The organism is Rossellomorea aquimaris TF-12 (assembly GCF_001648555.1).
GTDB lineage: Bacteria > Bacillota > Bacilli > Bacillales > Bacillaceae_B > Rossellomorea > Rossellomorea aquimaris.
The window spans coordinates 18,041-30,002 of record NZ_LQXM01000022.1 but is presented as its reverse complement, the minus strand read 5'-3'; the positions used below and the strand labels follow the sequence as shown (position 1 = coordinate 30,002).

13 protein-coding genes are annotated in these 11,962 nt (G+C 36.3%); 1 reads left to right on the top strand and 12 read right to left on the bottom strand.

Annotation, left to right across the window (positions count from 1 at the left end; all coding sequences use genetic code 11):
* Positions 1-322 precede the first annotated feature (322 nt).
* On the top strand, positions 323-1,690 hold the full coding sequence (locus IQI_RS04335; RefSeq protein WP_064091605.1) for a glycine--tRNA ligase: 1,368 nt from the start codon (positions 323-325) through the stop codon (positions 1,688-1,690).
* Between the two features lie 158 nt (positions 1,691-1,848).
* Here the strand turns inward: IQI_RS04335 and recO are convergent, their stop codons facing one another.
* From recO to floA, 12 genes are all read right to left on the bottom strand, one after another.
* Positions 1,849-2,601: a DNA repair protein RecO gene (gene recO / locus IQI_RS04330; RefSeq protein WP_064091457.1), complete on the bottom strand. Its 753-nt coding sequence runs from the start codon at positions 2,599-2,601 to the stop codon at positions 1,849-1,851.
* 46 nt (positions 2,602-2,647) lie between these two features.
* The gene (locus tag IQI_RS20130) at positions 2,648-2,791 is read right to left on the bottom strand and encodes a YqzL family protein (RefSeq protein ID WP_064498964.1); all 144 of its coding nucleotides are present in this window, start codon (positions 2,789-2,791) and stop codon (positions 2,648-2,650) included.
* A 130-nt stretch (positions 2,792-2,921) separates the two neighbouring features.
* On the bottom strand, positions 2,922-3,842 hold the full coding sequence (gene era / locus IQI_RS04325; protein ID WP_064091456.1) for a GTPase Era: 921 nt from the start codon (positions 3,840-3,842) through the stop codon (positions 2,922-2,924).
* Entirely contained in the window at positions 3,835-4,233 is a 399-nt protein-coding gene (locus IQI_RS04320) for a cytidine deaminase (RefSeq protein WP_064091455.1), read from the bottom strand. The genes era and IQI_RS04320 overlap by 8 nt, the downstream gene beginning before the upstream one ends.
* 568 nt (positions 4,234-4,801) lie before the next feature.
* Positions 4,802-5,203 carry a diacylglycerol kinase gene (locus tag IQI_RS04315; RefSeq protein WP_064091454.1) on the bottom strand — a complete coding sequence of 134 codons (402 nt, stop codon included), beginning with the start codon at positions 5,201-5,203 and terminating at the stop codon, positions 4,802-4,804.
* Positions 5,178-5,651, bottom strand: a complete 474-nt coding sequence (gene ybeY / locus IQI_RS04310; RefSeq protein ID WP_064091453.1) for an rRNA maturation RNase YbeY — start codon at positions 5,649-5,651, stop codon at positions 5,178-5,180. The genes IQI_RS04315 and ybeY overlap by 26 nt, the downstream gene beginning before the upstream one ends.
* Entirely contained in the window at positions 5,648-7,810 is a 2,163-nt protein-coding gene (locus IQI_RS04305) for an HD family phosphohydrolase (RefSeq protein WP_064091452.1), read from the bottom strand. The genes ybeY and IQI_RS04305 overlap by 4 nt, the downstream gene beginning before the upstream one ends.
* A 183-nt stretch (positions 7,811-7,993) precedes the next feature.
* Positions 7,994-8,953, bottom strand: a complete 960-nt coding sequence (locus IQI_RS04300) for a PhoH family protein (protein ID WP_064091451.1) — start codon at positions 8,951-8,953, stop codon at positions 7,994-7,996.
* Positions 8,954-8,956: 3 nt separating this feature from the next.
* Positions 8,957-10,144: a sporulation protein YqfD gene (gene yqfD, locus IQI_RS04295; RefSeq protein WP_064091450.1), complete on the bottom strand. Its 1,188-nt coding sequence runs from the start codon at positions 10,142-10,144 to the stop codon at positions 8,957-8,959.
* A gap of 11 nt (positions 10,145-10,155) precedes the next feature.
* Positions 10,156-10,440, bottom strand: a complete 285-nt coding sequence (gene yqfC, locus IQI_RS04290) for a sporulation protein YqfC (RefSeq protein ID WP_064091449.1) — start codon at positions 10,438-10,440, stop codon at positions 10,156-10,158.
* 57 nt (positions 10,441-10,497) lie between these two features.
* Positions 10,498-10,923 (bottom strand): hypothetical protein, encoded by a 426-nt coding sequence (locus IQI_RS04285; protein ID WP_064091448.1) that lies wholly within the window; start codon positions 10,921-10,923, stop codon positions 10,498-10,500.
* A 29-nt stretch (positions 10,924-10,952) separates the two neighbouring features.
* Positions 10,953-11,954 (bottom strand): flotillin-like protein FloA, encoded by a 1,002-nt coding sequence (gene floA / locus IQI_RS04280; RefSeq protein ID WP_064091604.1) that lies wholly within the window; start codon positions 11,952-11,954, stop codon positions 10,953-10,955.
* Positions 11,955-11,962: the final 8 nt, after the last annotated feature.

Here is an 11,962-nt window from a genome sequence, read left to right as displayed (position 1 = left end):
TTAAGGCAAACATCAAATTTTTTCTCCACTTCGTGACAACTGTTGTTATTTTTTATTTTGCATGATAAAATATTTTCATCTTACAATCAAATACTTTAGCTATGAAGGATTTATAAGTACTTGCATACATAAGCGACTAGGGATGGTGAAAGCCTAGAGAGCAATGAAAAAGGCAATCCTGAGCTATCTTTTGAAAGTGGATGTACATTTTTCATGTGCATCAACTAGGGTGGAACCGCGAGTATCAAGCTCGTCCCTAGGCATTAGCCTAGGGACGAGCTTTTTTATTATAAAAATTCCTAAGGAGTGATTTCCATTGTCAATGGAACAAGTAGTAAACTTAGCTAAACATCGTGGATTCGTATTTCCTGGATCTGAAATCTATGGAGGTCTCGCAAATACGTGGGATTACGGTCCACTGGGAGTTGAATTGAAAAATAATATTAAAAAAGCATGGTGGAAAAAATTTGTTCAAGAATCTCCTTACAATGTTGGCCTTGATGCAAGCATCCTAATGAACCCTCAAACTTGGGTAGCATCTGGACATGTTGGTAACTTCAATGACCCGATGATTGACTGTAAGCAGTGTAAAACACGTCATCGTGCAGATAAAATCATTGAAAATGCTCTTGAAGAAAAAGGAATTGAAATGATTGTTGATGGACTTTCCTTTGAGAAAATGGAAGAAATCATAAAGGAGCATAGCATCGCTTGCCCTGATTGTGGGAGTCAGGATTTCACTGATATCCGTCAATTTGATTTAATGTTTAAAACTCATCAAGGTGTAACAGAATCATCAACAAACGAAATTTTCTTACGTCCTGAAACAGCACAAGGGATTTTTGTAAACTTCAAAAACGTACAACGTTCCATGCGTAAAAAAATGCCTTTTGGAATCGCCCAAATTGGAAAAAGTTTCAGAAATGAAATTACACCAGGTAATTTCACTTTCAGAACTCGTGAATTTGAACAGATGGAATTAGAATTCTTCTGCAAACCAGGCGAAGACCTTGAATGGTTCTCTTACTGGCGTGAGTTCTGTAAAAACTGGTTGCTCTCATTAGGGATGAAAGAAGACAATATGCGCTTACGTGACCACGATGAGGATGAGTTATCCCATTACAGCAACGCAACAACCGATATTGAATATAAATTCCCATTTGGATGGGGAGAACTATGGGGCGTAGCAGATCGAACAGATTTTGATTTAAAACGTCATATGGAACACTCTAAAGAAGATTTTCATTATATGGACCCTCAAACAAACGAGAAATATGTTCCTTACTGCATTGAACCGTCTTTAGGAGCTGACCGTGTGACACTTGCATATCTATGTGATGCTTATGAAGAAGAGGAGCTAGAAAATGATTCAAGAACCGTTCTACGCTTCCATCCAGCTCTTGCTCCATACAAGGCTGCTGTGCTTCCGTTATCAAAGAAATTATCTGATGATGCTTTTAAAGTATACGAAGAATTATCAAAGGACTTAATGATCGATTTTGACGAAACTGCATCGATTGGGAAACGTTATCGTCGACAAGATGAAATTGGTACTCCTTTCTGTATAACATTCGATTTTGATTCTATGGAAGATGGTCAAGTAACTGTCCGTGACCGTGACTCCATGGATCAAGTAAGAATGCCAATTAAGGACGTTAAAGCATTTCTTTTAGAGAAAATTACATTTTAATCATTGAAGAATACAAAGAGAATTGCCAATTATATTGGCGATTCTTTTTGTTTAATCTCTTTTAACAAAGTTTAATTAATGAGTAATAAAAAAGCATAAAAAAAACGAACTCATAAGGATATGAGTTCGCTTATCATCACAAATTCGCTTTTTTTACACTAGAATAAATCCTTAAGGTTATCCATTTGGTCTAGAAACCTCCTGGACTTTAGAGTTAAGCCTGAATTTTCATCATAATAAGTTCTAATTACCCGTTTTAACTGAAGTTTTGTTTCGTCCTTAACAGATATATTTCCAAGCCTATTGATATCAAAATAATAAAAGACCCTCAAAAGCTTCACGGTGCTTTGAGAAATAGGTAAATGGTGGGGATCTTCACTTAAACATCTATGACATATAAATCCATTCTCTTTAAATGAAAAAGCAAAACTCCCGTCTGCTTCTCCACAGACAGAACACCCGTTCAAATTAGGATATAGACCTAGAACGGGAAGCATTTTCATTTCAAATATATGCATCAATATTTCCGGATCATAATCTTCATTTAGATAATTTAAGGTTTTATATAGCAATTCAAAAAGAAAAGGATTTGGCTTACGTTCTTCCGTGCCTTTATCAAGAAGTTCTACTATGTAGGTGGCATAAGAAGTTTTAAACAAATCTTCCCTAACATGCCGTAAAGACTCTATCATTTCACCCTGTTGCAGGGTACCTAATCCACTGCTTTTAATAAAAAGGAAATAACCATATGTAAACAACTGTGAAATGGCGGAAAGACGGCTATTAGGCTTCTTTGCACCTCTAGCCATCATTCCAATTTTGCCAAATTCACGTGTATATACAGTTACAATCTTGTTTGATTCACCATAGTGATTGGTTCTAATAACAATTCCTTCACATTTTTGTAGCATTTTGACACCTCCCGAAATCATTCTGTCCGGGGTGATGACAAACTTATTACGTTAAAGGAAAATCAACTTCTGCTAGTTCCTCATCAAAGCTAAAAGGCTCATTCATGTTTTCCTTTTCTAGCTCCTTAAATAGCAAATAAGTGTCAATACTTCCTGTTTGCGAAAAAAATTTCCAAGTTAAGTCTAACATAAAAAACCCACCTTTCTGGATTTAAACTAGCAAGACTTTAAAAGCTTTCTTGTGATTAGAATGAGCATTTATCCTCTAAAAAATGTGCTCTAAATATTGTTAATTTCATTATTAGATTTAAGTTCAACGATTAATATTCTTCGTCATTAAAGCCAAAGTCTCGCAGGGTTGATGAACGATTACGCCAATCTTTTTGCACCTTTACCCATAATTCCAAATACACTTTTGAGCCTAATAAATTTTCAATATCAACACGAGATCGTTTGCCAACTTCTTTCAGCATAGCTCCTTGTTTTCCAATGACAATTCCTTTTTGTGAATCTCTCTCTACGATGATAGTCGCCATTACATCAATTAGACCCTTACCTTCTTTTCTTTCCATTTTATCGATCATAACTGCAATGCTATGAGGAATTTCTTCCCTGGTAAGGTGTAATACCTTTTCGCGAATAAGCTCTGAAACGATAAAGCGTTCTGGATGATCTGTAATTTGATCGGCAGGGTAAAACTGTGGCCCTTCTGGCAAATGCTCTTTTAATAAACTCAAAAGATTATCCACGTTATTTCCTTCTAATGCTGAAATAGGAACTGTTGCTGTAAAGGGATACAAATCATTGTATTGTTGAATCATTGGCAATAATTCATCTGGGTGAATTTGATCTATTTTATTAAGAATGAGGAAAACAGGTGTTTTCACACCTTTTAGCTTCTCAATAATAAAATGATCACCTTTCCCTAATCCCTCTTCTGCATTCACCATAAAAAGAATGACATCGACTTCTCTTAAGGTGTTTTGAGCGATTTTCATCATGAAATCTCCAAGCTTGTGCTTAGGTTTGTGAATTCCAGGTGTGTCAATGAAAATCATTTGAGCTTCATCTGTTGTGTATACGCCTTGAACTTTATTTCGTGTCGTTTGTGGCTTATCACTCATAATGGCAATCTTTTGGCCAATAACACGGTTTAAGAACGTGGATTTTCCAACATTTGGTCTTCCGATAATGGAGATAAAACCTGATTTGTGTTGTGCATTTGTTTCTATATTACTCATTTAGGTCCTCCGGTGAAAATGCTCCAGGTAATAATTCAGCAACTGTTAATTGTTCAACATCGCCCTTTAAATTCGTTAGAACTACCTTCATTTCCGGGGAACAGAGTTCAGATATTACTTGGCGGCATGCTCCACAAGGAGGAACTGGTCTTGCTGTGTCAGCTACCACTGCGATCATTGAGTATTCTTTATCGCCATCTGAGTAAGCTTTAAATAGAGCTGTTCGTTCAGCACAATTGCACATACTGTAAGCAGCATTTTCGATATTACAACCATGATACACCTTACCGTCTTTTGAGAGAAGAGCCGCTCCAACCTTGAATTTACTATAAGGTACATATGCTTTTTCTCTTGCTAGTTTAGCTTCTTGAATTAATTGTTCTGCGTTCATTCGTTTAACTCTCCTTTTAACTCTTACATATTCATTTTACTACAACTTTGATAAAAGAAAATGGGCTGTTATCATTTTGTAATAAAATAGTTAGATAATTCAAACTATTTACCAAAAGTTTTTAATGGCATGTTCATATATTCTATACAACTATAAGAACGTTTTCAAATTAAATAGAGACTGTTTGAAAGAAAATGTACAATTTCTTTCAAACAGTCTCTATTTAATTAAGGTTCTATTCGTAAACTTTGTTGTTTTTTAAAAAGCAAGTAGTGGTTGATTGCAGCGAGAGGTTCTCGCTTTCCGCGGGGCGTGAGTTGAGCCTCCTCGGGCTTTGCCCTGCGGGGTCTCAACTTTCCACTCTTCTCCCGCAGGAGTCGAGCACCTTCCGCTTCAATTAACTTTCTCAGCATGGATTTTTTAAATGAAAACAACTTCTTTTAAGAAAGCCGAGATGATTCCCTTTTGTTTACCACAAATCATTTTTCATTATGAAACTCTGTCACTAAATTATCTTATAGGTGATCTTTAAGAAAAAAGTTTTATTAAAGATTGATAAAAGAGCCTTTTAGAAAAATTCTTTTACAGCATCATATAGTTTAGGAATAAAAATGAGGAAACCAATGATGGCCGAACATAGGGCAAACAATAATACTGCTGCAGAAGCCAGATCCTTTGCCACTTTCGCTAAGGGATGAAATTCCTTCACAGTCAGATCGACAGTCTTCTCAATTGCGGTATTCATCGTTTCAAGAGACACCATACCAAAAACTAAAATAATTAAAATGATCCATTCTGTTATCGAGACAGAAAGTATAAATGCCAATACAAATACGAGTATGCCTGTAAATACATGAATTCTAAAATTTTGCTCTGATGCCCACACTGCTTTAAGTCCATTTATAGCATATCCAAATGACCGTATGAATCTTAAAAAACCGAACTTAGTCTCTTTTGAGTCCATATTCATCTAAAATATCCTTCTGTCTCTGGAACATTTCTCTTTCTTCTTCTTGCTCAATGTGATCATATCCTAATAAATGCAAAAAGCCGTGTAGTGCAAGAAACCCTAATTCTCTTGAAAAACTGTGATTGTATTCCTCTGCTTGCTCCTTTGCCCTATCAACAGAAATAATAATATCTCCAAGCACTCGTGGAATTTCCCCACCAACGATTTCTACCTCGTCTTCTCCTAATTCCTCAAGAGCGAACGAAATAACATCCGTTGGTTGGTCCTTCTCCCGATAATCACGATTAATCTCTTGGATTCGCTCATTGTTAACGAACGTAACGGACACTTCACTATTTTCTTCAATCTTTTCTTTTTCAGCTGCGAAGTGTAAAATGTTTTTTACTAATTTTGTTTCTTCTATTTTTAACGATTCTGTTTCATCAATAAAGTCGATTAATAGGCTCATTTTTCTTCTCCTTCTGCTTGAAGTTCTGGGTACTCAATTCTCGGATGAAATATCCCATTTAATGTTTCATAAAGAGAATATTTTACTGTTTCTAATTGCTTTAGTGTAATATCACATTCATTAAATTGTCCATCCTGTAAACGTTCTTGTACGATGGATTGGATAAGTTGTTTGATTTCATCCTGTGTAGGTGATTTCTTCGAACGAACTGCCGCTTCTACACTATCAGCAATACTAATGACGGCAGTTTCAATGGTTTGAGGTTTTGGACCAGGATAACGATAATCTTCCTCTTTTACATCTTTCCCCTGTTCCTTTGCCTTATAATAAAAATATTTTAATAATGTTGTACCATGATGTTGTTCAGCGATATCAACAATCTCCTTAGGCAGTTTATGTTTCCGGAGCATTTTCCCACCATCCGACGCATGATTAATAATGACATCCCTGCTCGTCTCAGGAGATATTCGATCATGGGGATTTTCCATATTCATCTGATTCTCGATAAAAAAGTGAGGGCGCTTCGACTTACCCGCATCATGGTAGTAACAACCTACTCTAGCTAACAACCCATTAGCTCCAATCGATTCACAAGCCGCCTCAGCCAAATTCGCAACCATTACACTGTGGTGGTATGTACCTGGCGCATCGGTCAACAGCTTCTTTAATAAAGGCTGAGTTGGGCTTGATAGCTCTACTAATCTCATAGAAGATAATATGCCAAAACCCGCTTCAAAAAATGGTAAAAATCCTATGGTTAAAATGGAAGAGCTGATTCCTGATACCAATGCAAAGACTAGATAGTAAACATATTCACTGTTGGAGTATTGAGCATTGCTTAATAGAACTAAAAAGGCAAGAATTAGAATGTTTACAAGAGCTACATAAATTCCAGCACGGAGAATATTCGACCGCTGATTTCGACTTACTAGAAATAATACTCCTGATACCCCACTAAATAGTGTGTATATAGCCAACTCAATATCAAAGCCTCCAGAAAAAGGCTTACTAAATACAATACTTGAACATGCAGCAAGAATAAAGACCATCAACATGGCTATTCGTTCATTTAATAATATACGCAAGATCATTCCTGTAAAGGCTGCAGGAAATATAAAGGCAATATCATTAATATCCAGCTGCTCCATTAACCCAACGATTTTCATTATTAACAATGAAATGACAAAAATAATGCTCGTTAAAATGAGATAATTTTGTTTTCGTTCTTCTGTCACTTCCAATGTATAGAAAAAATAATAAAGGGTACTGATAATGACGATAATGAATATTCCTAAGCCTATAATAGGCTTCTTAGAATATGTATTTTCAAGAATCCCTAACTTTTCTAGGGTTTCATAAATCTCAGGTGTAATCAGGACTCCGTCCTTAACAATGACAACTCCTTCAAGAATTTTCACTGGCAATACATTATCCCTAGCTCGTTTTTTTAATTCTTCTGTCTTCTCTTCGTTATAATATTCAGTAGGCTCCATGGCTACATTTCCGAGGGCAACGGAAGCTTTTAATAAATCATCTTTGAAAAAAGTAGCGATTCTTTGCTCCAAGTTTAGCCTAGCTTCTTCGAGATCTTCTTCCTTAACCTTATTTTCCATTATGACCTTCATTTGAGTTGAAACAACATTTTCCACTCTCTCCAATTCTTCTTCTGATGAATTTAGAAGAGTGGTTAAGATTTTATCATTTAATGTTTTTGTTACATTATTATTTTTATTTGTAGGTAATTTCGTTTTTAACTTCTTCAGCTGGTCTGCAGTATTAATAGCGGTCCTTGGGTTTTCTGTTTCATCTTTTTGCACTGTTGGTTCAGACTCTTTCTTTACTTCTAATACACTATCAATCAAAGAGCTTAAAAGAGTAACTGAATTATTAATTACTCCTTCTTTAGGAGTATATACTTTCCCAACTTCACTAACAGCAAGTTCTACCTTCTTTTCTGTTTCCTCCTCATCTGTAACAGTTTTTGGCGCTCTGATTGTAGCTGGAGCTTCTTCGTATAAACTAATATCAAGGGTTTTTGGTTTAACATTTCCATATAGGACTCCAAAGACTATGATTGCCAAGATTATAAAAAGAATATTTGTAAAGAGACGGTAACTAAGTAAGCTTCTTATTTTATGTAAAAATGGGTGTGTTTGCATAAAGAATTCCTCTTTTCCCAAAAAAACATTTTAGTAATTATGTAAAATGATAACAGTTTTTAATTTTATTTTCTATGTGAAACTCCAATAAAAAAGATTGATCCAGTAGCAGCATTCATTTCCTCATACTTTATCTGTACTTTGGGAATAACCTGACTTGTTGGATCAATCTAGTTTTTATATTTATTTTTCATTTTGCTCATAAGCATTAATGATCTTAGCTACCAATGGGTGTCGGACTACATCCGCTTGTTCAAGATAAATGAACGAAACACCTTTAACATTTTTCAATATTCTTTCTGAAGAAATTAAGCCTGACTCGGCACCTCTAGGTAAATCTACCTGTGATCGATCACCTGTAATGATCATTTTTGAATCAAATCCCAGTCGAGTTAAAAACATTTTCATTTGAGCTCCAGTCGTATTTTGAGCTTCATCTAAGATGACGAATGCATCATCCAGTGTACGACCTCTCATATAAGCTAATGGAGCGATTTCAATGGTCCCTCTTTCAATTAATCGAGCTGTATGTTCAGGGCCAAACACATCGTGCAGTGCATCATATAGGGGACGTAAATAAGGATCAACCTTTTCCTTTAAGTCTCCTGGTAAAAAACCTAAGCTTTCTCCCGCTTCAACTGCAGGGCGGGTTAAAATAATTTTCTTTACTTGACCGTTTTTCAGGGCATTTACGGCCATGACAACAGCTAAATATGTTTTTCCCGTTCCGGCTGGGCCGATTCCAAATACTAAATCCTGGTTTTTGATGGCTTGAATGTATTGTCTTTGTCCGAGAGTTTTGACTCTGATAGGCTTACCTTTAGCATTTTTAGTGATTTCTTCATTATATAAATCAGTAAAATATTCCAATGTTCCTTTTTTACCCATTTGGGTAGCATAAAGAACATCTCTCTGGCTTATATTAATTCCTTTACGCACAACACTTAATAGACGATCCGCAACCTCAAGGGCTAGACTTACATTTTCTTCTTTACCTGAAACCAGCAATTCTTCGCCTCTAGTTACGATTGAAACCGTCAATTCTTGTTCGATTAATTTAAGGTGAGAATCTGAAACGCCAAATAAAGCAATAGCTTCATTAGGATTTTCTAGTTGTAATTTCATTAAGATTTCATCTGACATTCGTTAGTCTCCTTGAATAATTGGTTGTCCTATTGCAATGTTTTCTATCACTTTGAAGTGAATAGTTAATTTTACTTTACCATTCTCCACCTTTTGTTGCAAAATTTTTTCATTTACGATTTCAGACTCTTCTTGAAGAGATGATTTGAGGTTATTCTTAGCTAAGGATTTAGCTGCCTTCACTGCTTCTGTCCTTGTATATTTTCTTTCTACATCTTCCTTTTCCTTTATACTGTGATCAACATAGTAAAACGGTAGCTCCCACTTTAAAAATCGAATTGGCTTCTTATTTTCTTCTTCAACGGAATCTTTAAATTCATCCTCTCCAAATCCCCAAACAAGTACTTTAAATGAGCCTATCCCTACATAATGCTTTCGCTTTTCATTTCCACTAAATACAGAGAATTGTGTTTCTAACGGCAGCTCTACAGATGTTTTATACCATGTCTCCCCCATGATTTTTGCTTTTGCCGGTACACCTTTAGGCTTTTTTTCTGTTCCTATTAAGCCTGATACTAGTAGTTGTCCCTTTTTTACGTAGTCGTTCACTTTTACTTGTGGGTCCCCTTCTTCTACAAACATTTCTACAATAATTGCTTCCTTATTTGCGATAATATGCTGTTTTCCAGTGGTTTCTGCCGGTTCAGGGGCATTTTTTTCAACCACTTGAAAATGAATGGTCGTCCCCTTTAACTCAACTCCTACCCAAGTGATATTATCCATGCGATAGGATAACTCCCTTTGGATATCCTGAACGTTTGGAAGAGAAAATTGAAGTTTTCCCTTTGCTACTCCCAGTTGTTTAAGTTCTTTTTTAATGGCATGTTCTGTTTGGGGAGAGGCTCCTTTAATTTGAACACCCCAAACCATATTTGAAAGCATGAATACGATGAAAAAGAAGACTATTGCTCCTATAACAAAACCAGAATTCTTAATACTACGCTTTAGCAGAAACGGGATGCCTTGACCTCTCAAAAATGTCACTTTACACTGTGAAGTTCGAATTGCTCTTCTGAAGTTATGTACATCCTCTAAGGCTAAATAGAAGGTAATGGTCTCAGTTCCTGCCCTCTTTACATTCCATATAGATATATTGGAACGAAGCAATTGATTGATAGCTTGTTCGATTAATCTACCTTCCATCTTTACGAAAACTTTACCTCTAAAAGAGGTCATCCAATGGTTCTTCAAACCCTTCCCTCCTATTGTTCGATATAGTTAACTTCAGTAATTTTTCCTTGAAGTAAGATTTCTTCTGGAAGAATCATCTTGATGACAATTTGTTCTCCTTTTATCAACAGCTGTCCTTGTTTTAATAAAAGTCGCACCTCTCGATCTGTAAACGTTAACAGACCACGGTGGTTTTCAATGTAGATATGAATTTGTCCAATCATAGTGATTCTAGGAAGGTCCATCATGACATCTTCAGGTAAGTCCATAGTTTGTGTAATCCATTTGCGCATTTGCTGCACCCAGTTTTTTGCCATAAAAAAAGAACCCCCTTTCATATCATATTTATGAAATGAAAAGAGGTTTCATCACTGTTATTTTCGATGATGTAATTTTTTTGACTTAGGAGGTCCAAGCACCTCGGAAAAGATAAATCCTTTTACGATATCATCCGGGTTATCAAAACCTAGAGAGACAGTTGGCGTTTTCTCATTACTTTTCTTTTTCACCTTGTCATTGGATCCACCAATTCTTCTTGAAGAACGAACATCTTGCTTTTGATAAGTACTTTCTATCTCTTTCTTCTTTTCTTCAAAACGAGTTTGAAGAGAAGATCTTCTGTCTGACGGACGTCTTTCTCTATCTCTGCTGCTTTCCTTCTCCATTTCTGAAGATTGATTAGTTGGAGCAGATTGAATCGGTGTTGGTTTAACCGGTTTATCCTTTGGCGACGCATCCTTTACTTTATTAAAGATAGTAGAGATGATCCCAATTAGAATCGCGAAAATTAATGTTTCCATGGAGAGTACTCCTTCCTCACACGGGGAGATTATTCATCAGTTGGATTTTGCGGATCGCGCTTATCCCCAGTTAGTTTCCCGATGGAATCTCTCATATCTGTATCCGCATCGATATTCTTTAAGTTCATGTAGTCCATTACACCAATATTACCTGAACGAAGCGCTTCAGCCATTGCTAATGGTACCTCTGCTTCAGCTTCTACCACTTTCGCTCTCATTTCTTGAACTTTCGCCTTCATTTCTTGTTCATTTGCAACAGCCATCGCTCTTCTTTCCTCTGCTTTGGCTTGAGCAATATTCTTATCTGCTTCTGCTTGTTCTGTTTGTAACTCAGCACCTATATTCTTACCGATATCAACATCAGCAATATCAATGGAGAGAATCTCAAAGGCTGTTCCTGCATCTAATCCTTTTGAAAGAACGGTTTGTGAAATTAGATCTGGATTCTCAAGAACCTTTTTATGATTATCAGAAGAACCTATTGTGGAAACAATCCCTTCACCAACACGTGCTACGATTGTTTCTTCACCAGCTCCACCGACTAATCGGTCAATGTTTGCTCTAACGGTAATACGTGCTTTTGCCTTCACTTCAATACCGTCCATAGCAACACCCGCAATAAACGGTGTTTCAATCACCTTAGGGTTTACACTCATTTGTACAGCTTCCAATACGTCTCTTCCTGCTAAATCAATGGCTGCACAGCGTTCAAATGATAATTCGATATTAGCACGATGAGCTGCAATTAAAGCATTGACAACTCTGTCTACGTTACCGCCTGCTAAGTAATGACTTTCCAGTTGATTAATACTTACACTAATTCCTGCTTTATGGGCTTTGATTAGTGGATTAATGATCCTGCTTGGAATAACACGTCTAAGTCTCATTCCGATTAATGTAAAGATACTAATTCTTACACCAGCTGCAATTGCTGAAATCCAAAGCATCACTGGAACAAATGTGAATAAAACGGCTAATACAATAATTCCTACCACTATAGCCACGAGCAATAAAATCGTACTTGGTCCTATAACCATGT